This window comes from Haloimpatiens myeolchijeotgali (assembly GCF_042688525.2).
Lineage (GTDB): Bacteria > Bacillota > Clostridia > Clostridiales > Clostridiaceae > Haloimpatiens.
Genome location: NZ_JBHWAB010000001.1, coordinates 2,256,084 through 2,280,618, shown reverse-complemented (window position 1 = coordinate 2,280,618; position 24,535 = coordinate 2,256,084). Strand labels below are relative to the sequence as shown.

Below are 24,535 nucleotides of genomic sequence, written 5' to 3'. Positions count from 1 at the left end.
TACTCTTAATCTATATTTTAAACTTCATACATGGGGTGGCAACTATGAGATTACTAAAAAATAAAAATGGTCAATCATTGGTGGAATTTGCAATAATATTTCCGTTGATTTTATTAGTTGTTATGGCCATTGCAGAATTTGGAATGATATTTAATGCATATCTTACCATTAATAATGCAGCTAGAGAAGGTGCGCGGGCTGGAATCGTAGGAACTTCAGACGTTGAAATACAGAACCTTGTGCTAGCTGCTTCTCCTAATTTGGAAAGTCAAAATTTAACAATAATTATAACTCCGAATGAAACAAGTAGGACATCAGGAGAGACACTTACTGTAACATTGAATTACACTTATCATACTATTGTTCCTATTATAAGTGGAATAATAGATGATACAGTAGTGTTAAATGCTCAAACATCAATGAGGATAGAGTGAGTGATGAATGTTATGAAAAAATTAAATAATAAAGGGAGTATTACTATAATCTTAAGTATACTATTTACAGCTTTGTTGGGTTTTACAGCTTATGTAGTAGATATTGGAATGATTTATGCAGAAAAAACAAAATTATCTAATGCTGTGGATTCAGCAGTTTTAGCAGCTGCACTTGAATTACCTAATGGCGAATTAAAAGCAATAAATATAGCAGAAGAATATTTACAAAAGAATAATGTAGATCCAAGTATGGCTTCAATAACTATTGGTATTGATAATAAAAGCATTCAGATAGATGCAATTAAAAATGTTGAACACTTATTTGCTCCTATAATAGGAATTTATAGTAAAAATTTAAATGTAACATCAAAAGCTATTATTGGTTCTGCAAAATCAGTAAGAGGTGGTATACGCCCATTTGCGGTAGAGGTCTTTGATTACTCTTATGGGAATTTGATAACGATTAAACAAGAGGCTGGAGATGGATATAATGGAAATTATGGTGCAATTGCCCTTGGTGGAACAGGGGCAAGTGTATTTGAGTCAAATGCACTTTATGGATATAGTGGAACAATATCAGTAGGAGATTTTATCCCTACTGAAACAGGTAACATGGCAGGAGCTGCTAATGCTATTAAAGATTACATTAATTCTGATAGTAGTACATTTTATAACTATACAAGAAATTCTATGAGATTATGGACAGTACCATTAGTTGCAACATTAGAACCTAATGGGAGAGGAGAATTATTAGTAATAGGCTTTGGAATGTTTTATGTAGAAGATATAATTCAAAAATCAGGTAAAATAGAAATCAATGCACGGTTTGTTAAACATGTTGCCAATGCTTCTATTGATATGAATTTAGCTGATACAGGTGTATATGGTGCAAAATTAGTAAAATAGAGGTGTTAATATGAAAAATATTGGAGTGAAATTAATAGCAGTATCATTTATTATAGCAGTTTTAGCTGCAGGGGCTGTTTTTATGTATTTACAATCTTTAGGAAATAAAAAAGAAACTATTCAAAAATCAACAATTTTAGTGGCAGCAGAAACAATACCTCCAAGAACCCGTATAGAATATAAAATGATAAAAGAAGTTGAAATAGTAGATAATTCGATATTTGATAGTTATATCAAAAATGTTTCTGACATAATTGGGAAATATCCAAAAGAGACTATATTAAAAAATCAAGGATTTCATAATAGTAAATTAATAAGTAAAAATGAAAATGAACTTAGTTTAAAAATAGATAATAATCATAGAGCAATTTCTATTAATGTTACAGGAAGTTCAGCAGTTTCAGATTTAATAAAACCAGGAGATTTTGTAGATATTATTGTATATTTACCTGAAAAAAAAGAAGGAAATTCTGTAGTTAGACCAGATTTATCAAAAATAGTATTGGAGAACGTTAAATTACTAGCTGTAGACAAGCAACTAAATAGGGAAGAAAAATTAAAAGATGATAGATCAAAAGAAGCGGAAAAAGTGGCAACAAATTTTTTAGTAACACTATCTGTACCAATTTCTAAAATAGAAAATTTAGTATTGGCAGAGCGTATTGGTAATTTGAAATTAGTTCTTAGACCAATAACAAATGAAAAAAGTACACAAACTAAAGGTGCTACCTGGGAAGAATTAATAGTAGAGAAGGTAGAAAAACAAACTGTACAAGAGGATAAAAAAAATACAAGAAGTGAAGAAAAAAGTGACAAATATGTTGTCTATACAGTAAAAAGAGGAGATACGTTGAGGAAAATTAGTAAAGCTTTTTATGGAGATTCTAAAAAATATTCATTAATAAAGGAAGCAAATAATATGCAAAATGAAAATATAATTATAACTGGAACAATAATTAAAATCCCTGTATTAGATTATTAGGGGTGATGATATGGATAAAATTAAAATATTAATTGCAGATGATATTGAGGAAACAAGAAATGTAATAAAAAAAATATTAAATTTAGAGAAAAAACTTTTTGAAGTTGTAGGGGAAGCCAGTAATGGAGAAGAAGTTATCAGACTAATTCCTAAGGTAAATCCAGATATAATATTGATGGACATTAACATGCCTATATTAAATGGATTAGAAGCTACAGAAAAAATCACTAATGAGTTTCCATATGTAAATGTTATTATTATGTCTGTTCAAGGAGAGACAGAATATTTAAAAAAAGCTATGTTTTATGGAGCTAAAGAATATATTATTAAACCTTTCAATTATGATGCGTTAATTAGTACTATTACAGCAACTTATAAAAAATATAGAGAAAGACAAGTAAGTTTACTAATAAAACAGGAAGAAAGAAGTAAAGCAAAAATCATATCATATTTTAGCTCTAAGGGAGGTGTAGGAAAATCAGTTTTAGCACTTAATAGTGCAATTACTTTAAGTAAAGAAGATAGTAAAAAAACACTTCTATTAGACATGGATTTGCTATTTGGAGATATTTCTATGTTGGTAAATCAGTATAATCAAAAAACTATTTTTAATGCAGTAGACGATGGACAAGTAGATTCTTATGAAAATATGAAAAACTATTTATATAAATATAATGAAAATCTAGATATACTTTTTGCACCTTTAAATCCAGAAGCATCAGAATATATAAATAGAGATAGTGTTGAAAAAATAATAAAAAATTTTGAAAATTATTATGATGTGATTATTATTGATACAGGTATTAATTTTGATAATAATAATCTTTATATTTTAGATTATTCAGAAGTAATTTTATTTGTATCTACTATGGAAATTGTTTCTCTTAAAAATACTAAATTAGGTTTGCAAGTTATGGAATCACTAGGATATGATAAAAGCAAGGTAAAGCTTGTTATAAATAAATTTACTCAAAATTATGGAATAAGTAAATCAGAAGTGAAAGATGTATTTACTAATAAAATATTTGCTATGATTCCAGAAGATCAGAAAATAGTTAGTATTTCAGTGAATAGTGGACAACCATTTTGTGACAATCATAGATATTATAAATCTAAAGTAGCAAAAGCCATTAAAAGTATGTGTAAGAAATTAGTTGAATAGAGGTGATAACATGTCTCTAATAAAAAGATTAGAAGAAATTAATGTGGAAAAAAAATCTAATAAATTTAATGAAAAAGAAGAAGACCCTTATTTTGAATTAAAGCTTAAAATTCAAAATAGAGTCATTGAAGAATTAGATATAGATTTTAATGAGATATCAGAACAAAATGAGGAATTAAAACAAGAAATCAACTTTATTCTAACTAAACATATTGAGAAAGAATCTTTGAATATGACCAACAATCAAAAAAGTAAAGTAAAAGAAGAATTATTAGATGAGATTATTGGATTTGGACCTATTACAGGATTACTTACAGATAGTAAAATTACAGAGATTATGGTTAATGGACCTAAACATGTATATGTAGAGAAAAAAGGAAAATTACAATTGACAGATGCTAAATTTAAAAATGACAATCATGTGCTTCACGTAATTAAAAAAATTGTAGCTCCCATTGGTAGAAGAATAGACGAAAGTTCACCAATGGTAGATGCAAGACTTCCTAATGGCTCTAGAGTTAATGCTATTATTCCACCGTTAGCAATAGATGGACCATCAATTACTATAAGAAAGTTTTCAGAGGATCCTTTTAAAGTAAATGATCTTATAAACTTTGGTACTATGAATCGTAAAATGGCAGAACTTATTAAATACTGTGTTGAAGGAAGACTTAATGTTGTTGTTTCGGGAGGTACTGGAAGTGGAAAAACAACAACACTAAATGTATTATCTTCATTTATACCAAATGAAGAACGTATAGTTACAATTGAAGATGCAGCGGAACTTCAACTTTCACAAGAGCATGTAGTTAGATTAGAAACAAGACCAGCTAATGTAGAGGGAAAAGGACAAATTACTATAAGAGATTTGGTTAAAAATAGCTTAAGAATGCGTCCTGATAGAATAATAGTTGGTGAAGTTCGTTCAGGAGAAGCTTTAGATATGCTCCAAGCTATGAATACAGGACACGATGGTTCACTTACAACAGGTCATGCTAATACTCCAAGAGATATGTTAGCAAGACTAGAAACGATGGTACTTATGTCTGGTATGAATTTACCTATAAAAGCTATTAGAGATCAGATAGCATCAGCTATTGATTTAATTATCCAACAATCAAGACTTATGGATGGTAGTAGAAAAATTACACATGTAACAGAAGTTCAAGGTATGGAAGGTGATGTAATTATTCTTCAAGATATATTTAAGCTTGAGCAAAAAGGGTTGGATAGTAAAGGAAAGGTGAAAGGAGAATTTGTATCTACAGGAATTATGCCTAAATTCGTTAAAAAATTAAAAGAAAAAGGAATTAATATACCTCCAGATCTTTTATAGATAAAATATAAGCAATTTCATTAAGTTAAAAAAGAAAAGTTGGTGATAAATGTGATATATGTTGTGATGATATTAATTTTTTTAACTATTTGGGCATTTATAAGTTCTATATTTTTTATTGTATTTTATAAAGAAAAACCTATAGAAAAATTAAAGTATTATGATAAAGATTTTGCTGGTAAGGATGAATATGAAAAAGATAAAAAAAATAAAATTAGTATATTAAAAATATTGTCAAATTTAATTCCAGTTTTCAAAATTAATAAAAAGCAAACTAAAAAATTAGAAATTGAACTTATGAAAGCAGATATGTCTATTACAGTAAAAGAATTGATGGTTATAAAAATACTTACATCAACAACTTTTGCTTTTTTTATATATGCATTTTCTAAAAATATTATTATTACACTTATTTTATTTATTATAATTTGGAATATGCCTAAAATCATAATAGCAAATAGAAAGAAACAAAGAATTAAATTATTTGATAGTCAACTTAATGAAGGAATTACTATAATTTCAAACTCTCTTAAAGCTGGATATTCATTTTTGCAAGCAATTGCAGTGGTAACTGAAGAAATGGAAAAACCTTTTTCAAAAGAATTAAAAAAAATGCTTAAAGAAATGAGTCTTGGTATTTCTGAAGAGAATGCTTTAAATAATTTGCTTACAAGAGTGGAATCACAGGATCTTAAACTTATAGTAAATGCTATTTTGATTCAAAAAGATATTGGGGGAAATTTATCTGAAATATTAGATACTATTTCAGAAACTATAAGAGAACGACAAAAAATTAAAAATGAATTAAAAACTTTAACTGCACAAGGTAAATTATCAGGAATAATTGTTATGTTTATTCCTATTTTCTTAGGGGCGATTATTTACTTATTTAATAAAGAATATATTCTTCTTTTATTTACTACACCTATTGGTTTAGCTATGATTATTAGTTCTGTTTTTAATGAAATATTAGGAATTATTATAATCAAAAAAATTATTAATATTGATATGTAAATGGGGTGGGAACTTTGATGTATATTGCAGCATTTATATGTTTTTTAGTAGTTTTTATGTTTGCATTGGGAGTTTTATACAGTTTAAATTATAACAAACTGACAATTGAAAATAGGATAGAACGAATTAAAAATTTTAATAATTTAGATTATAATAATGTTCAAGATAAATCCTTTTTAGAAAGTACAGTTATACCTATATATTATTCTTTTAGTAAAATTTTTTTTAAGATAACACCTAGTTATAAATTAACTATATTGAGTAAGAGGTTAGAAAAAGCAGGTTTACTAAAAAATACTACTGCAGAAAAATGGTTATATAATAAAAATATGATTGTAATTGTTATTTCTGTATTATTGGGTTTGCTATTTTATGCTGCTGAGTCTAATATATTAAAGGTTTTTATTATTGTAATATTTATAATTATATTTCTTAATGTATTTTTTAAGTTTTATATTTCAAGAAAAATTGAAATTAGAAAGAAAATCATTTTAAAGGAATTGCCGTATACATTAGATTTAATTACTGTAAGTGTTGAAGCCGGATTATCCTTTGATGGTGCTATGGCTAGAGTTGTTAGTATTATAAGTGGAGAACTTTGTGATGAATTTTCTAAAAGTCTTAAAGAAATAAGAATGGGAATTCAGCGTAAAATAGCGTTAAAAAATATGAGTGAACGTTGTGATGTTAAGGAAGTATCAACGCTAGTTACTGCACTTATTCAAGCAGATGAATTAGGGGTTAGTTTAGGAAAGGTACTTAGAATTGAAGCTTCGAATTTGAGAGAACGAAGAAAACAAGCAGCAAGAGAAAAAGCAATGAAAGCTCCTATTAAAATGTTATTTCCATTAATATTTTTTATATTTCCTTCAATATTTATTATTATTTTAGGACCAGCTGTTATAAAAATCTTTAAGATGTTCATCAAGGGGTGATTTGAGGGTGAAGATTTTAATCCATGAAAATATGGTTGTGTCAAATGTACTAGTAGCGGATACCTTTACCAAAAGATTTATGGGATATATGTTTAGGAAAAAACCGCATTATAAAGTTATAATAATAAAACCTTGTAATAGTATTCATACTTTTTTTATGAAATTTTCCATTGATGTATTATTTATTAATGAAAATATGGAAGTAATTAAAAAGATAGAAGATTTACCTCCAGGAAAGATAATAATGCCAGTAAAAAAAAGTAAAATGGTATTAGAAAGTAAAGTAGGATTATTTAAAAATATTGAAGTAGGGAGCAAAATTATTATTCAAGAAACTCAAACTAAACAAGGGACAGTTCACAACTTTTATGATTAATTGATGAAAAAAGTTGTGAACTGTTCTTATTTTTTCGTTAAATGGGCTAATCACACAAATAAGTTAGTATTAATATAATATATCTGGGAGATGTAATGTAAATTATAAACTTAGTTTTTTATAACTGAATTTTGTGGGAGGAGAGAATTTGGAAAATAAAAAGAAAATAGTTTTTTTTGTTTTGCCTAATTTAGATAGTTTTATTAATGAAATAATTAATAGATTATCTCAGGAATATGATACAAAAAGAGTGATTGTTACTAAATTTAATCAGATTGATGAAGAAATGAAGTGGGCTGATATTTGTTGGTTTGAGTGGTGTGATCAACTTATTATATATGGAAGTAAATTAGAAATAGCTAGAGATAAGAAGATTATATGTAGATTACACAGCTATGAAGCTTTTACTAAAAATATAACACAAGTAAAGTGGCAAAATGTTGATAAGTTAATATTTGTAAGTGATCATATAAGAAATATTGTATTAAGTAAAGTGAACATTAATAAAGAACAAACAATTGTTATTCCTAATGGAGTTGATTTAGATAAATATATTTATAAAAAACGAGAAAAGGGATTTAATATAGCTTATGTAGGTTATATAAATTTTAAAAAAGGACCTATGTTATTACTTCATACTTTTAAGAAGATTTATGATAAAGATAATAGATATAAACTGTATATTGCTGGAAAGTTTCAAGAAGAAAGATATTTGTTATATTTTCACCAAATGATAATAGAAATGGGGTTACAAAATAATGTAATATTTAGTGGTTGGCAAAATAACATAAATAAATGGTTAGAAGATAAGAATTATATAATTTGTACAAGTATTTTAGAAGGGCATCCAGTTGGTATTATGGAAGCGATGGCTAGGGGAATTAAACCAATTGTCCATAATTTTGTAGGGGCAAGAGGAATATACCCAAAGAAATATGTTTGGAATACCATTGATGATGCTGTTAATATGGTTATTTCTGATGATTATGATTCATATGAATATAGAGAGTTTATTGTTGAAAATTATTCGTTAAGCATGCAATTGAAAGAATTAGTAAATTTAATAAATAATGTGTATGATAAAACAAATATTTTAAAAGTTATTAGTAGGAAAATTCATGAAAAAAGCAATATGGATCATAGTAAAAGTATAGAAAATTTAACACTTTTAATAACTAATTATAATAGAGGAGAAATTTTAAGAAATGATTTAAGCAATGGTTTTAAGTTTTTAAATCAGAGAAAACTGATAGTAGATGATTGCTCTACAAAGGGGAAAGAAATTATTAATTATTTAGAAAAAAATAAAAAAGATTTCAATATAGAACGTATTGTTAGACATAAAGAAAATAAAGGGCTAGCTGGAGCTAGATATTCAGGCTTTAGTAATGTATCAACAGAGTATACAATGATTTTAGATGATGATGATATGATTTTTTGTATGGATAAAGAAAAGGTTTCTGAAGAAATAAAACGTTTATCTGAAGATGCAGTTATGGTAATTCCAAGATATATTATTAGTTTATATGATGATGGTAGATTACAGATTGGTTATGATAGAATGAATTTTAATGAACTTTTAGCTAAAGATGTATTATTAAATTTAGCATATACTGGTGAAGTAAAAGCATTTTTAGCTGGTTCTATTTCAAAAAATAAAAATTTATTTAAATATAATCCTAACGATAAATTTATAGTTAGTGAAGATTATATGACACTTAATAGAATGCTTGCAAACAATTTAAATAAAAAAGTTTTAGTTATGCAAGAATTAGTTCATGTAAGAAGGATAAGTAAAAATAATTTAAGTAAAACAATAAATAGTAAAAAATTAGCTTTACATTTAGTTTCCCATTTAATTTCATGTTACTATTGCTATTCAAATAATATTATAGAATTTAATCAGATGATAAATTTTATTAAGAAAAGAGCTAATTTAATTCAAGAAATTTATGGATTTGGAAAAAAATTTTCAGAAATCGTGATAAATTTTATTAATGGAAAAATATCTGAAAAGGAATTTGCTAAGTATTTTAAAAATTTAGATATTTATTGCAATGAAAGTTTAGATGAATTGGCATTTGAATTGAATAGAATAAAAGAAATTAATGATAAAAAAAATAACCAATATATAATTCGAGTTAAAGATAAAACACTACCTAAAGTAAGTGTACTTATTCCAGCATATAATAAGAAAAAATTTTTGAAAGAGGCAATAGAAAGTGTTTTAAAACAAGACTATGAAAATTTAGAAATCATAATATCAGATGATTGTTCTACAGATGGAACAGATCAAATGATGAAGGAATATAAAAAGTATAAAAAAATTAAATATTATAGAAATATAAAAAATTTAAATGCTGTGAAAAATTCATATAGATTGTTACATGAATTAGCTACTGGTGAATATGTATTAATTTTAAGTGATGATGATTATTTAGTTGATGATAATTATATAAGTAAAGCAGTAAAGTTTTTATTAGAAAATAAAAATATTTCTTTTGTATGGGCTAATTGCAAATTGTTGTATGTAGACGAAAATAAGTTTGTAAATACTAATCACAATAGAAGAAAAATCACAAAAGGAATAGATTACTTTATTAATTATGAAAAAGGGGAATATAATCATATTACCAGTGGACTAACTTCGGTTTTTAATAGAAAAAAAGCAATTGAAATGAATTGTATGGCAGAAGAAACTTTTTCAGGTGATTTGTTTCTTTGGTTAAAATTAATGCTTACTGGAGATGTTGGATTTATAAATGATCATGTTGCTGTTTATAGAATTCACAAAAATAATTTAAGTAATAATCTTATTTTGGAATATGATTATTCTACGATAAAAGAGCTTGAAAAGTTAAAAAATACAGGCTTGGAAAAAGGTATAGATCCACTTATTATGGAAGAATGGATAAAATTTAGAATATTTAAATATGTTCGTTGGAGTTTTATATGTCACTATTCTAATGGTGATGTGCAAAGTGCTTTTGAATTATTAAATAGTATTTCTCAAAAATATTCTTTAGTTAAGCAATGGATTATGCAGAGTTTAAATATAAAATAATTTATTTGTATTTTAGGATGGTGAATTTTTAATGAATTCAAAAAAAATTCAATTTAAAAAAATAAAAGATAAAAGAGGAGCATTAATACCTATAGAAGAAAGTAGGGATATACCCTTTGATATTAGAAGAATATATTATATTTTTAATGTAGGAAAAGGAGTAAGAAGAGGGTATCATACTCATAAAACTCTACAACAAGTATTAATTTGTATCAATGGTTCATGTAAAATTTTACTTGATGATGGAAAAGAAAAAGAAATAGTTTTTCTTAATGAAAGAAATAGTGGATTATTTATTGGACCTAATACATGGCGTGAAATGTACGATTTTACAGAAGATGCGGTGCTTTTGGTACTTGCATCTAACTATTATGATGAGAAAGATTATATAAGGGATTATTGTGAATTCTTGAAATATGTGGGGAGTGAAAGGGTTAATGAGAGAAAATAAAAAAGAGAAAATAATTATTATTGGGGATGGTGAATTTGCTGAGATAGCATATGAATATTTCACTTATGATTCACCCTATGAAGTAGCTGCATTTGCAGTTGAAAAAAAATACTTAAAAAAAGATAGTTTATTTGGGTTGCCAGTTATAGAATTTGAAAATATGGAAGAACAATTCTCACCATCTCAATATAAGGCATTTACAGCAATTACATTTACACAATTTAATAGAGTTAGAACTAGATTATATCATGCAGCTAAAAGTAAAGGATATAAATTTGTTTCCTATGTAAGCTCACGTGCTTTTATATGGAGAAATGTAGAAATAGGAGAAAATAGTTTTATTTTTGAGGATAATACTTTACAATACTACGTGAAAGTAGGTAATAATGTTGTTATGTGGAGTGGTAATCATGTTGGACATAGATCCGTAATAAATGATAATTGTTTTATTACCTCCCATGTAGTAATACCTGGTTATTGTGAAATAGGGAAAAATAGTTTTTTAGGGGTTAATTGTACACTTGTTGATACCATAAGCATTGGTAAAGATTGTTTGATTGCAGCTGGAGCTGTAGTTACTAAAAATACTAAAGATAGGCAAATATTAAAAGGTAATCCTGCTAAACCGGATAATAAGGATACTTTTGAATATTTTCGATTAGAAGAATAGCAAAGTCATATATTGTATAAAAAACCTTTGGTTTTGGTAAGAAATAATAAAGTAAGGGAGATATAAGCATGAAGTGGATAAAAAAAGGATTAATATTTAATCCTAAAAATAAAATGTCATGGGCTAAAGATTCTGCATTACAACCAGTTCCGTATTTTATAAAAGAAGATGTTATAAGAGTTTATGCCGGATTTAGAGATGAAAAAGGTGTAAGTAGAGTAGGATTTGTAGATTTAGACGCTAATAATCCATCTAATGTTCTAGAAATATCAAGGAAACCAGTATTGAATATAGGTATACCTGGTGCTTTTGATGATAATGGAGTAGTTCCATGTGCTGTAGTTAAAAATGATAAAAAAGTATATATGTATTATGCAGGTTATAAACTTGGTGAAAAGGTTAGAATGACAATTTTTAGTGGGCTCGCTATTAGTGAAGATAATGGAAAGAGTTTTGAGAGATACAGTAATGTGCCTGTATTTGAAAGAACTAATAGTGAAGTTCTTTTTAGAGTTATACATTCTATTATTCTTGAAAATGGTAGATGGAGAGTTTGGTATGGTGGTGGCAGTCAATTTAAGCAAGGCAAGTATAAAACTCTTCCAATGTATGATATAAGGTATACGGAATCAGAGGATGGTGTACATTTTAATAGAACTGGGAAAGTTATTCTTCCTACTCAAGGACAAGAATATAGAGTAGCGAGACCATATATTATTAAAGATGCTGGCATATATAAAATGTTTTTTTGTGCAGGAAGTGAAAATGTGACGTATAAATTAGGATACGCTGAGTCGATAGATGGTATTAGTTGGATAAGAAAAGATGAAGAATTAGGGATGGAGCTATCTAAAAATGGTTGGGATTCGCTAATGATGGCATATCCAAGTGTTGTAAAATATAAGGATAAAGTTTATTTGTTTTATAATGGAAATAATTATGGAAAAGATGGTTTTGGATATGCAGAATTAGTAAAATAAATTTATATTGAACTAGTAAAATTATAAATTCACCTTAATCTTTAAAAAGATATTAAGGTGAATTTTTTGGATAGTGTAAAGTAAGCTGTGAAAAAATCCAGTTAAAACTATTTAAGGGAAGTGTATGTATGGTATTGCAAATTAAACGATTTAATAAAGATTCACAAAACAAGTGGGATAAATTCGTAATAAATAATTCTATAAATGGAACTTTTCTTCAAACTAGAAGATTTTTAAATTATCATCCCAAAGATAGATTTATTGACCATTCATTAATTATATTTAAAGGACAGGATACAATTGCAGCGGTAATTCCAGCATGTGAAATAAAAGAAGGGAATAAGAAAATATTTTATTCTCACAAAGGGAGTACTTTTGGTGGAATTATAGTAAATAGTCATTTCAATAATATAAGACACATAAGCAAGATAGTCGAAATTTTAGAAAAATATTTAAGAGAACATGAATTTAATACAGTTATTTTAAAAAATACATCTCAGATTTTTTCATCAGATAATATTAATTTAATTGATTATTTTCTATTTAATAAAAATTATAATTGTTATGATGAATTGAGTTTTTACATTGATTTTAACAATTATAAAAAAGGCATAGAGCTAAATTTTACATCCAATAAAAGGAGAGATTATAGAAAATCTTTAAATTTTAATTTGGATTTTAGAAAAATAGAAAGTGATAATGAAATATTGAATTTTTATGATTTACTTTGTATAAATTTCAAAAAATTTAATAGGAAACCAGTCCATAAATTTGAAGAATTAATTAAATTAAAAAAGGACATACTTAAAGATAATATTGATTTTTATGGAGTGTTTTATAATAATGTATTAATTGCAGGTAGTATGGTTTTTAAATTTAAAGACAAAGTTTTTCATACACAATACTTAGCAGCTCATCCAGATTACCTATATGTTTTTCCTATGAATTTTCTAAATTATAATCTTATAAAAACTGCAAAAGAAAGCAATTTTGAATATTTTTCTTTTGGAATTAGCACTGAAAATAATGGAAAAAGATTAAATAATACTTTGGCAGAGTTTAAAGAAGGATTTGGAACTACGTATTCTATAAATAAAACCTATTTTAAGGATTTGAATTAATAAAGAGTAATACATTTTGATAAATAAGACTAACCTTCATTTGGAATAAAATTCCGTATGAAGGTTAGTTTTATTTTATATATTAGTATCTTCAAATCACATAAACAATAGTTGTTAATATAATATAATTGAGTGGCAAACTATTAAATTAAAAAACATTTTCATTAGGAAGTGAATATTAGTGAAAATACCTTTTGTTAATTTAAAACCTATGCATGAAGAAATAAAAAGTGAAATGAATTCCAAGTTTCAAGAAATTTATACTAAGAATTGGTTTATTTTAGGGAAAGAAGTACAAAACTTTGAACAGTCCTTTTCAGACTATTGTAATGTAAAATATTGTGTAGGATGTGGTAGTGGATTAGATGCATTACATCTAGCTTTAAGAGGATTAAATATTGGTAGTGGAGATGAAGTTATTGTTCCTTCCAACACATATATTGCTACAGCCTTAGCAGTATCCTATGCAGGTGCAAAACCAATATTTGTTGAGCCAAATCTTGAAACGTATAATATAAATCCTGATTTAATTGAAGATGCAATTACAAGAAATACAAAAGCTTTGATGGTAGTTCATTTATATGGTCAACCAGCTGAAATGGATAGAATTAAAATCATAGCAAAAAAGTATAATTTAAAAATTATTGAAGATTGTGCCCAAGCTCATGGAGCAAAATATAAGGATAAAATAGTAGGTAGTTTAGGAACTGGAGCAGGGTTTAGTTTTTATCCAGGTAAAAATTTAGGTGCATTAGGTGATGGAGGAGCTGTTACTACTAATAATGAAGAATTAGCTAAAAAAGTAAGAGCATTAAGAAATTATGGATCAAATAAAAAGTATTTTAATGAATATAGAGGTTTTAATTCGAGATTAGATGAAATACAAGCTGGATTTTTAAGTGTAAAATTAAAATATTTAAAAAAGTGGAATGAATATAGAAGAAAAATTGCAGCTAAATATATACTCAATATAAGAAATGATAATATAATTTTGCCACATGTAATTGATAATGCAGAACCAGTGTGGCATCTATTTGTTGTAAAAAGTAAGAAAAGAAAGGATTTACAGAAATATCTTTATGAAAAGGGAATAGGTAGTTTAATACATTATCCAATACCTATTCATCTACAAAAAGCTTATAAAGATTTACACTTTAAACAAGGAGATTTTCCAGTAGCTGAAAAAATTTCTAAAGAAGTTTTAAGTTTACCCATTTGGTATGGTATGAAAGATAGAGAGATAGAATACGTAATTGATGTATTGAATAAATGGAAATAATACTAAAGTTTAAAGTGTTGATAGTTAAAGGGTGATAAAATGAAAACTTATTTAGTTACAGGTGGAGCAGGTTTTATAGGCTCAAATTTTATATTATATATGCTAAAAAAATATAATGATATAAAAATAATAAATCTTGATAAATTAACTTATGCAGGTAATTTAGAAAATCTTAAAGAAGTGGAAAATAATCTAAATTATAAATTTGTACAAGGAGACATTTGTGATATAGATATTTTGACTAAATTATTTGAAGAAAATGATATAGATTATGTAGTTAATTTTGCAGCTGAATCTCATGTAGACAGAAGTATAGATAATCCTAATATTTTTATAAAAACAAATGTTTTAGGTACTCATAATTTAATAAATGTTACTAAAAAATATTGGGAGTTAAAAGATAGTTTTATAGATGGTAAAAAATTTTTGCAGATTTCTACAGATGAAGTATATGGTTCATTAGATGAAAAAGGTTATTTTACAGAAAAAAGTTTATTAAATCCACATAGTCCTTACTCAGCTAGTAAGGCTAGTGCAGATTTAATAGTAAAATCATATTATGATACTTACAAAATGCCAATTAACATTACAAGATGTTCAAATAATTATGGACCTTATCAATTTCCAGAGAAATTAATTCCATTGACTATAAGTAATTGTCTTAATGGAAAGTATATACCTGTGTATGGCGATGGTAAAAATATAAGGGACTGGATTCATGTAGAAGATCACTGTAGAGCAATTGATTTAGTTTTACACCAAGGAAAAATTGGTGAAGTATATAACGTAGGTGGAAATAATGAAAAACAAAATATACAAATTGTAAAAATTATAATAGATATATTAAGAAACGTTTTACCAGAAAATGACTTTAGAAAGAAATATATAAATTATAGTTTAATTAAATATGTAAATGATAGAAAAGGTCATGACAAAAGGTATGCTATAGATGCAAAAAAAATAAAAGAAGAACTTAATTGGAAATGTGAAGTTTCTTTTAAAAGAGGAATCGAAAATACAATAGAGTGGTATTTGAAAAATCAAATGTGGTTGGAAAACATCATATTAGGTAAATATCATAATTATTATAAAAAAATAGATCAATAAATAGGGTGTGATTAAAATGAAAGGGGTTATACTTGCAGGAGGAAAAGGTACTAGACTATATCCATTAACAAAAGTTACAAATAAACATCTACTCCCAGTAGGAAGAGAACCTATGATATATAATCCTATTAAACAATTAATTTTATGTGGAATAAAGGATATTCTTATTATAACAAGTAAAGAGCATATAGAAGATCTAATAAGACTTTTGGGTAGTGGAAAACAATTTCAATGTAATTTTCATTTTAAAGTTCAAGAAAACACATTAGGAATAGCAAATGCTCTCTCTTTAGCAGAAAGTTTTGCAGAAGGGGAACCTATTGTAGTTATTCTTGGAGATAACATTATGACTTACAGTATAAAAAAATATGTAGAAGATTTTAAAAAGCAAGAAAAAGGAGCAAAGGTTTTACTGAAGGAAGTTAAAAATCCTGAAAGGTATGGAGTTGCAGTTATTGATAAGTTGAAAGTTATACAAATAGAAGAAAAACCTATTAATCCTAAAAGTAATTTTGCAGTAATTGGTGTTTATATGTATGATAATCAAGTTTTTGATATTATAAGAAATATAACTCCATCTAAAAGAGGGGAGTATGAAATTACGTCAGTAAACAATATATATATTGAAAATGGACAACTAACCTATGATATTTTAGAAGGTGAATGGATGGATGCAGGAACTTTTGAGTCTTTAAAATATGCTAATGATATGTTGTTTAAAAGTAATAATGAAATTCAATATTAATTGAAACTTAGTAATTAAATTGGAGGATAAAATGAATATTATTGTAACAGGTGGGGCAGGATTTATTGGATCTAATATAGTTGATGAGTTAGTGAAAATGAATCATAATGTTGCTATTGTTGATAATTTATCTACTGGAAAAGTAGAAAATATAAATGTAAAGGCTAAGTTTTATAAAGTAGACATTAGAGATACTAAAAAAATAATTGAAATTTTTAATGATTTTAAACCAGATGTATGTATACATCATGCAGCTCAAATAGATATTCAAACATCTATTAAAAATCCTAAATTTGATGCTGTAGTAAATATAATTGGAACTATAAATATATTAGAAGCATGTAAAATAAATAAAGTTAGAAAAATTATATATGCGTCTTCAGCATCTGTTTATGGAAATCCTGAATATCTCCCAATTGACGAAAAAAATAAAACAAATCCTATTTCATATTATGGAATTTCAAAACTTACATCAGAATATTATGTGAAGGTTTTTAGTAAATTTTACGGTATTAAATTTACTATATTAAGGTATGCAAATGTATACGGAATTAGACAGGCTTTTAAAGGAGAAGGTGGGGTTATAGCAATATTTTTAAACAAAATAATAAAAAAAGAAATTCCTGTTATTTATGGAGATGGAGAACAAACAAGAGATTTTATATATGTAAAGGATATTGTAAATGCTAATGTTGCAGCATTAACTAAAGGTAATAATGAAACAATAAATATTTCTACTAATAATAAAATAAGTATAAATGAATTGGTAAAATACATGAGAAATATATCAAAAAGAAATTTTAATTATATATATAAAAACAAAAGAGATGGAGATATAATGCATAGCTACATTGAAAATGAAAAAGCTAAAAAATTACTTGATTGGATGCCAATGTATTCTATAGAAGAAGGATTAAAAGCAACCTATGAATATTATAAAAACTTATATAATAAATAATTATATTTGATACAAGAAGTTAAGAATATTGAAAAGAAAATATTGAATTATTGTAGATAATGAAAAACTAGGCTTGTCCTAGTTTTTTCTTTATTAAAGAAATTATAACTTTTTTAAAAAAGTTATTGGGATTATAACTTGTCCGTTTTCATAGCACACTTTAAATTTTTATTCATATTATATTATTGAAGTATTTATATGGACATGTATATATAATGCTTTGAATTTCAAAAGAAAATAGGGAGGTAATAGCTTTGGCTAATAATATAGTATTTCAACATTCAGCAGAAAAATTGAAAACTGCTGTATATGGTTCTGACGGAAGTAGTTATGTTGCATTACAAACTAATTCAGGTGGTAAATTACTTGTAGGCGAAGTAGATTTAGTGAATACCGTAAATGAAGTAGATTTAGTAAACACAGTAAACGAAGTAGATATAGTAAATGAAGTAGATTTAGTGAATACCGTAAATGAAGTAGACTTAGTAAATACAGTAAACGAAGTAGATATAGTAAATGAAGTAGATTTAGTGAATACCGTAAATGAAGTAGACTTAGTAAACACAGTAAACGAAGTAGATATAGTAAATGAAGTAGATTTAGTGAATACAGTGAATGAAGTAGACTTAGTAAATACAGTAAACGAAGTAGATATAGTAAATGAAGTAGATTTAGTGAATACCGTAAATGAAGTAGACTTAGTAAACACAGTAAACGAAGTAGATATAGTAAATGAAGTAGATTTAGTGAATACCGTAAATGAAGTAGATTTAGTAAACACAGTAAACGAAGTAGATATAGTAAATGAAGTAGATTTAGTGAATACCGTAAATGAAGTAGATTTAGTAAACACAGTAAACGAAGTAGATATAGTAAATGAAGTAGATTTAGTGAATACAGTGAATGAAGTAGACTTAGTAAATACAGTAAACGAAGTAGATATAGTAAATGAAGTAGACTTAGTGAATACAGTGAATGAAGTAGACTTAGTAAATACAGTAAACGAAGTAGATATAGTAAATGAAGTAGACTTAGTGAATACAGTGAATGAAGTAGACTTAGTAAATACAGTAAACGAAGTAGATATAGTAAATGAAGTAGATTTAGTGAATACCGTAAATGAAGTAGACTTAGTAAATACAGTAAACGAAGTAGATATAGTAAATGAAGTAGAACTAGTAAGTGTAGTTTCAACATTAAATGCTATAGATTCTACTGTAAATATAAGTATTATTGATAGAACTTTTACTGAAGATACAGAAACAATTACAGTAACAAATGTAGCTGATGAGGAATCAAGTTATATCGATATTTCAAAATATGAAGCTACTTCTTGGTATATTAGAAATGTAACTTCTAGTAATATTGCAAATGTAACGGTACAGCTTGAGGCTTGTCCAGCTTCTGATGGAAAATATGCGCTTATAGAAGAAGTAGCAACAGTAAATGATACAAATACTCCAAAGATTATAACTAATGATTATTATCTAAAATATATAAAAGCTAAATGTTCAACTTCAACTGCTAATACTCAAACTATACAAATTATTTTTAATGGTAGATATTAAGGTAAGATTCAAGGAGTACCGTAAGGTACTTCTTGGCTTATTAAGTGATAGATACAGAGTAAAAGAGGTGAAAAATAAATGGCTAATGAAATAAGTCTTTGTATGATAGTTAAAAATGAAGAAGAAAATCTACCAAGATGTCTTGAAAGTGTTAAAGATTTAGTGGATGAAATTATAATAGTTGATACAGGTTCTATAGATAAAACAGTAGAAATTGCAAAAAGCTACGGGGCAAAGGTATATTATTTTAAATGGTGCAATGATTTTAGTGCAGCAAGAAATGAATCGTTGAAATATGCTACAAAAGATTGGATTTTAATCATGGATGGAGACGATGAATTTTGCAGTGAAGATAAAAATAAATTTAGAAATTTAGTTAATAATCTTGATGATAATATTTTGTATTATTTTGAAACTTTAAGTTATACAGGTTATCATCAGAAAGGATTTAATATAAGTGTAAATCTTAATCCACGTCTTTTTAAAAATAATTATGGATATTACTATGAGGGAGAAATACACAATCAAATAAGAAATTCTAAATTTCCAATTAAAGGTAGAGTAGAAGAAGTGAGAATATATCACTATGGATACTTGCAATATAATATGATTAAAAAAGATAAGACAAATAGAAATATAAAAATCCTTAAAAATTTAATAAAAAAAGAACCTGAAAATAAATTTCATTATTTTAACTTAGGAAATGAATACTGCACAGTAAGAGAGTATGATAAAGCATTAAAATATTTTTATGAAGTGTATAAAGAGTTTAATCCTAAAGTAGCATATTCACCAAAGCTTATTTTAAAAATAGTTACAACAAACTTTATATTAAAAAAATTAGAGGAGGCTTTAAAATTTATAAATATTGGATTGTCATATTATCCTAAATTTACTGAATTACATTATTTTAAGGGTATTATATTAGATATGAAAAATAAGCCTTCTTTAGCAATAGAATCTTTTCAAAAATGTATAGAATTAGGAGAATCTGATCCTTTTTTAAAAAACATTTATGGAGTTGGAAGCTTTTTAACATTTGATTGGTTATCTAAAATATATATGAAAATTAAAGATTACAATACTGCATATAAATATTGTATTGAAGCGATAAAATCAAAACCTGATTATATAGTACCATTATATAATATTACACATATATTAAAAGAGGAGAATACACCTTTAGATGAATTTAAAAATGAAATAGAAAGTTTTTTTAAGGATTTTCCTAATGCATATTTTATAATTTCAGATTTGTTTTATAGTGAAGGGTATTATGAAACAGCGTTAGAATATTTAGAAAAATATGAATCAAAAAAATCACTTTCAGAATATCTTATGTTTTTTAAAGCTAAGTGTCTTATAAGAACATCACGATTTGATGAATGTATTAAATATAGTGATACTATATCTGAAAACAATTTATATTATTCCCAATTTTTATCATATAAAATTATATGTCTTATTATTATGGATAAATATGATTTAGCTTTGATTACTATAAATAAGTTTAATGAAAACAATCTATCACATCGTGATAAAAAAGCAGTACAAGTTTATAAACAATTGGTGAATTTATTTGTAAATGAAGATGTGGACATTTTATCTGAAGATGATAATGAAAAAGATTACACATCTTTTATTTTTGAGATTTGTGAAATATTCCTTATAAATAAAGAATTTGATAAACTTGAAAAATCATTAAATTTATTCAACTTGATAAGTGACAAGTCAGTACTGCTTCAGTTAGGAAAATTATATTATAAATATGGATATAAAAATATGGCAAAAGAAGAGATAATTCAATCTATAAAAATGTTTGAAGTAATGGATGATGAAGGATTAGATATTCTTAAAGTAAATTTGTAAATTATGTTAAGTTTTAATACTTTATAAAAAGTAAAGAGGTGATAATGTAAATGTCTAATGAAATAAGTGTTTGCATGATAGTAAAAGATGAAGAGGAAAATCTTCCAAGATGTCTTGAGAGTATAAAGGATTTAGTTGATGAAATGATAATTGTTGATACAGGTTCTAAAGATAGAACAGTAGAAATTGCAAAAAACTATGGTGCAAAAGTATATTATTTTAAATGGTGTAATGATTTTAGTGCTGCGAGAAATGAATCATTAAAATATGCTACAAAAGATTGGATTTTAATCATGGACGGCGATGATGAATTTTGCAGTGAAGACAAAGGTAAATTTAAAGAATTAGTAACTAATCTTAAGGATAATACTTTGTATTATTTTGAGACTTTGAGTTATATAGGATCTATTAAAAAAAGTTTTAATATGGGTTCAAATCTTAATCCACGTCTTTTTAAAAACAATTATGGATACTATTATGAAGGAGAGATACACAACCAATTAAAAAATTTAAATCATATTAATGCAAAAACTGAAGATATAAGAATATATCATTATGGATATTTACAGAAAAATGTAATTAAAAAAGATAAGAGAAACAGAAATATAAAAATTCTTAAAGAGTTAATAAAAAAAGAACCTCAAAATAAATTTCATTATTTTAACTTAGGGAATGAATATTGTGCGATAAAACAACACGAGAAAGCATTAGAATGTTTTTATGAAGTTTGTAAAGAATTTAATCCTAAAAGAGCATATTCACCTAAGCTTATTTTGAGAGTAGTTATGATGAATTATATGTTAAAAAGATTTGATGAAGCTTTGAAATTTATAAATATTGGTATTTCATATTATCCTAAATTTACTGATTTGTACTATTATAGAGGTGTTATATATGATATGCAAAATAAACCTACTTTATCAATACGTGCTTTTGAAAAGTGTGTAGAAATGGGAGAAGCACCACCTAATCTTAAAAATATTTGTGGAGTAGAGGGTTTCTTAGCCTATGACTCATTATCTAAAGTTTATTTGAAAATTAAGGATTATGATAAGTCATATATGTATTGCAATAAGGCAATAAAATGTAAACCAGATTATTTATCACCATTGTATAGAATTGCACACATATTTAAATTAAAGAAAACTCCAATAAATGAATTCAAAAAGAAAATAGAAAGTTTTTTTAAGGATTTCCCAAAAGCATATGTAGTAGCTGCAGATTTATTTTATAAAGAAGGATATTATGAAACAGCATTAGAATATTTAGAAAAATATGAATCAGAAAAGGAACTTTCAGAACAACTTAAATTTTTCAAAGGTAAATGTCTTATGAGAACATCTCAATTTGATAAATGTATTAAATATAGTGATACTATACCTAAAAATAATTTATATTATTTTCAATTTTTACTGTACAAAGTTATATGTTTTATTATAATAGACAAAAATGATTTAGCTTTAGTTACTATAAACCAGATTAATGAGAATAATTTATCTAATAAAGATAAAAAAACACTACAAGTTTATAAGCAATTAGTTAATTTATTTATAGGTAAGCCAACTGCTATTTTATCTCAAGATGAAAATAAACAAGATTATACAACTTTTATTTTTGAGATTTGTGAAATACTTCTTATAAATAAACAATTTGATAAATTTGAAAAATCATTAAATTTATTAAATTTAATAAGCGATAAATCCGTATTGCTTAAGTTAGGAAAATTGTATTATAAATATGAGTATATTGATATGGCAAAAAAAGAAATAATAAGATCAATAAAGATGTTTGATGTAATAGATGAAAAAGGGATAGATATTCTTAAAGCTTAATAATAAAATTTAATTTTGATTTTTTAGTACTATTATACAATATTTTTCATATATTAAAATAAGAGAATCTTTATATTTTTAAATATAAGAATTTTCTTAGAAATTTATTTTTAATTTTGAAAAAGCTAAATGGTTATGTTCTGTATTGAAATAAGTAGGGAAAGAATAGGGTAAGAAAATAGTTCTATAGATTAGGAGAGATTTAACATGCCTACAAATCCCAACTATATTTATACAAAAGATGAGGAACTAATTGAAGTAAATAAAGATATATTTGAATGGATTAAAGAAAATACTCCAGTAACTCCATCAACTAATGTTAATTTAGCTGGAAGAGCTTTTCTTGAAAGTTCCGATAATGGTTCAACTTCAATTACTTTTAACTATACGTCAAAATTTATTACTTCACAGCAATCAGCTGTTACATTCTTTGTAAAAAATGAAGGAAGCTATGATGCTGTAGTTAAATTGCAAATAAGTCCAGATGATTCAAATTATATAGATGATAGCTTAGAAATTACTGTTAGAGCTGGAGAGATGAAAGCTTTAGTACCAATGATTTTTGCAAGATATACTCGTATAGCCTATAAATCTAGTGGAGTTAATTCCACGAATTTGGATATAGTTATGCAAGGACAAATATAAGTTGTACTTTTGTAAAAAAGAAATATGATAAAGAAAAGGGAATGAATGTGAAAATATTTAAAATTATTTTCCATTCAGTCCCTTTATATATAAATGGGAGATTGTTAATATTTAACAGTTTTGTATACTCTTAAGGTAGCTTGATCACTAGGATTTGAACAATCATAAGCTAGACATACTAGACGAGCATAAGGCATATATCCACTTGTTTTTATAGTTAAAGTATTCCCTTGATCTAGTTGGTATGACCCAATAAATGTTGGGTGGTCATCAATCCAATTAATATTATCAGCACTTAGTTGTAGAAATATATATACTGGTTTTGGACCTAAATTCTTCATACAAAAAGTTGCAATTCCGCCACCTAGAAGAATAGAACTTGAATAAGCTAGATTACCTGTGCTTGTAACATCTTCAGGCGGATATTCAATAAGATCTGTATCGCTGTGACAACTAATTTCAAGTATAGGATGAATGTCAGTATCTGGATGTTCTCTGCTTACGAAACCAGTTAAAGAATATTCAGATTCTAAACCACGTATTAATAATCCATAATTTGTAGTAATTCCAAGGTGCCAATTTCTTACTAAAGATGTTATATCCCATTCTATATAAGTGTTCATCTCAGAAGTAATATTGGATGAAGCTACTTCAGTAGGATCAAAAGTAGGTTGTGTTGAATAAGTTACATCATATTCACTAAAGCTGCTTAAAAGATTATACACTTTTGTTGGTTTTGGTATACCGGGAACACTATTTTGATTTATATATAATTTTAAAACTGCACTTTCAATAGCAGTTGTACTAGGAATAGAAGAAAGATCGAACTTTAGCAAAATTCGATAAATACTTGTTAAACTTGAAAATCTACCACAACAGAGACTACTGTCTCCACCAAAATTATCATCAGGAAACATTTGGGAAATACTAGTATCTTCTGATACTGGTAATATAATATTAGGCATAATTTTCACTCCTTGTTATTTTGAGAATCAAATTTTCATAGTAAAAACAAAATAGTTGAAAAGATTCTCATATAATATAATATGATGAAAAAGATAGTGTGTGATATTTTAAACATATAACTCAAATAAAAATTAA

At 26.0% G+C, this 24,535-nt stretch carries 22 protein-coding genes; 21 read left to right on the top strand and 1 reads right to left on the bottom strand.

Features of this window, described 5'->3' with window-relative positions; translation table 11 throughout:
- The first annotated feature begins 44 nt into the window (after positions 1-44).
- From ACFIJ5_RS10005 to ACFIJ5_RS09905, 21 genes are all read left to right on the top strand, one after another.
- The gene (locus ACFIJ5_RS10005) at positions 45-434 is read left to right on the top strand and encodes a TadE/TadG family type IV pilus assembly protein (RefSeq protein ID WP_379806576.1); all 390 of its coding nucleotides are present in this window, start codon (positions 45-47) and stop codon (positions 432-434) included.
- A 3-nt stretch (positions 435-437) separates the two neighbouring features.
- On the top strand, positions 438-1,340 hold the full coding sequence (locus ACFIJ5_RS10000) for a Tad domain-containing protein (protein ID WP_404661451.1): 903 nt from the start codon (positions 438-440) through the stop codon (positions 1,338-1,340).
- A gap of 10 nt (positions 1,341-1,350) precedes the next feature.
- Positions 1,351-2,322: a Flp pilus assembly protein CpaB gene (cpaB, locus tag ACFIJ5_RS09995; protein WP_379806572.1), complete on the top strand. Its 972-nt coding sequence runs from the start codon at positions 1,351-1,353 to the stop codon at positions 2,320-2,322.
- A gap of 10 nt (positions 2,323-2,332) precedes the next feature.
- On the top strand, positions 2,333-3,484 hold the full coding sequence (locus tag ACFIJ5_RS09990) for a response regulator (RefSeq protein ID WP_379806570.1): 1,152 nt from the start codon (positions 2,333-2,335) through the stop codon (positions 3,482-3,484).
- Between the two features lie 10 nt (positions 3,485-3,494).
- Positions 3,495-4,820, top strand: a complete 1,326-nt coding sequence (locus ACFIJ5_RS09985) for a CpaF family protein (RefSeq protein ID WP_379806568.1) — start codon at positions 3,495-3,497, stop codon at positions 4,818-4,820.
- A gap of 66 nt (positions 4,821-4,886) precedes the next feature.
- Complete coding sequence (locus tag ACFIJ5_RS09980) at positions 4,887-5,834, top strand: type II secretion system F family protein (RefSeq protein ID WP_379806566.1); 948 nt, start codon at positions 4,887-4,889, stop codon at positions 5,832-5,834.
- Between the two features lie 17 nt (positions 5,835-5,851).
- A complete protein-coding gene (locus ACFIJ5_RS09975; RefSeq protein ID WP_379806564.1) occupies positions 5,852-6,769 on the top strand; it encodes a type II secretion system F family protein in 918 nt (305 codons plus the stop codon).
- 7 nt (positions 6,770-6,776) lie between these two features.
- Positions 6,777-7,145, top strand: a complete 369-nt coding sequence (locus tag ACFIJ5_RS09970) for a DUF192 domain-containing protein (RefSeq protein WP_379806560.1) — start codon at positions 6,777-6,779, stop codon at positions 7,143-7,145.
- A gap of 148 nt (positions 7,146-7,293) precedes the next feature.
- Positions 7,294-10,209 carry a glycosyltransferase gene (locus ACFIJ5_RS09965; protein ID WP_379806558.1) on the top strand — a complete coding sequence of 972 codons (2,916 nt, stop codon included), beginning with the start codon at positions 7,294-7,296 and terminating at the stop codon, positions 10,207-10,209.
- 31 nt (positions 10,210-10,240) lie between these two features.
- Positions 10,241-10,660: a sugar 3,4-ketoisomerase gene (locus ACFIJ5_RS09960; RefSeq protein ID WP_379806556.1), complete on the top strand. Its 420-nt coding sequence runs from the start codon at positions 10,241-10,243 to the stop codon at positions 10,658-10,660.
- Positions 10,647-11,330 (top strand): acetyltransferase, encoded by a 684-nt coding sequence (locus ACFIJ5_RS09955; protein ID WP_379806554.1) that lies wholly within the window; start codon positions 10,647-10,649, stop codon positions 11,328-11,330. The genes ACFIJ5_RS09960 and ACFIJ5_RS09955 overlap by 14 nt, the downstream gene beginning before the upstream one ends.
- A 68-nt stretch (positions 11,331-11,398) precedes the next feature.
- Positions 11,399-12,310, top strand: a complete 912-nt coding sequence (locus ACFIJ5_RS09950; RefSeq protein ID WP_379806552.1) for a glycoside hydrolase family protein — start codon at positions 11,399-11,401, stop codon at positions 12,308-12,310.
- Positions 12,311-12,438: 128 nt separating this feature from the next.
- The gene (locus ACFIJ5_RS09945) at positions 12,439-13,431 is read left to right on the top strand and encodes a GNAT family N-acetyltransferase (RefSeq protein ID WP_379806550.1); all 993 of its coding nucleotides are present in this window, start codon (positions 12,439-12,441) and stop codon (positions 13,429-13,431) included.
- A gap of 181 nt (positions 13,432-13,612) precedes the next feature.
- A complete protein-coding gene (locus tag ACFIJ5_RS09940; RefSeq protein WP_379806548.1) occupies positions 13,613-14,710 on the top strand; it encodes a DegT/DnrJ/EryC1/StrS family aminotransferase in 1,098 nt (365 codons plus the stop codon).
- A 39-nt stretch (positions 14,711-14,749) separates the two neighbouring features.
- Positions 14,750-15,817 carry a dTDP-glucose 4,6-dehydratase gene (gene rfbB / locus ACFIJ5_RS09935; protein WP_379806546.1) on the top strand — a complete coding sequence of 356 codons (1,068 nt, stop codon included), beginning with the start codon at positions 14,750-14,752 and terminating at the stop codon, positions 15,815-15,817.
- A 16-nt stretch (positions 15,818-15,833) separates the two neighbouring features.
- Positions 15,834-16,562 (top strand): sugar phosphate nucleotidyltransferase, encoded by a 729-nt coding sequence (locus ACFIJ5_RS09930; RefSeq protein ID WP_379806544.1) that lies wholly within the window; start codon positions 15,834-15,836, stop codon positions 16,560-16,562.
- Positions 16,563-16,593: 31 nt separating this feature from the next.
- Positions 16,594-17,520 (top strand): NAD-dependent epimerase/dehydratase family protein, encoded by a 927-nt coding sequence (locus tag ACFIJ5_RS09925; protein ID WP_379806542.1) that lies wholly within the window; start codon positions 16,594-16,596, stop codon positions 17,518-17,520.
- A gap of 254 nt (positions 17,521-17,774) precedes the next feature.
- Positions 17,775-19,088 carry a hypothetical protein gene (locus tag ACFIJ5_RS09920; protein ID WP_379806540.1) on the top strand — a complete coding sequence of 438 codons (1,314 nt, stop codon included), beginning with the start codon at positions 17,775-17,777 and terminating at the stop codon, positions 19,086-19,088.
- 78 nt (positions 19,089-19,166) lie between these two features.
- Entirely contained in the window at positions 19,167-20,957 is a 1,791-nt protein-coding gene (locus tag ACFIJ5_RS09915; RefSeq protein ID WP_379806538.1) for a tetratricopeptide repeat-containing glycosyltransferase family 2 protein, read from the top strand.
- Positions 20,958-21,007: 50 nt separating this feature from the next.
- A complete protein-coding gene (locus ACFIJ5_RS09910; protein ID WP_379806536.1) occupies positions 21,008-22,789 on the top strand; it encodes a tetratricopeptide repeat-containing glycosyltransferase family 2 protein in 1,782 nt (593 codons plus the stop codon).
- A 207-nt stretch (positions 22,790-22,996) separates the two neighbouring features.
- Positions 22,997-23,434: a DUF6385 domain-containing protein gene (locus tag ACFIJ5_RS09905; protein WP_379806534.1), complete on the top strand. Its 438-nt coding sequence runs from the start codon at positions 22,997-22,999 to the stop codon at positions 23,432-23,434.
- 104 nt (positions 23,435-23,538) lie between these two features.
- Here ACFIJ5_RS09905 and ACFIJ5_RS09900 read toward each other — a convergent pair whose 3' ends face one another.
- Positions 23,539-24,399 (bottom strand): DNRLRE domain-containing protein, encoded by an 861-nt coding sequence (locus tag ACFIJ5_RS09900; RefSeq protein ID WP_379806532.1) that lies wholly within the window; start codon positions 24,397-24,399, stop codon positions 23,539-23,541.
- Positions 24,400-24,535: the final 136 nt, after the last annotated feature.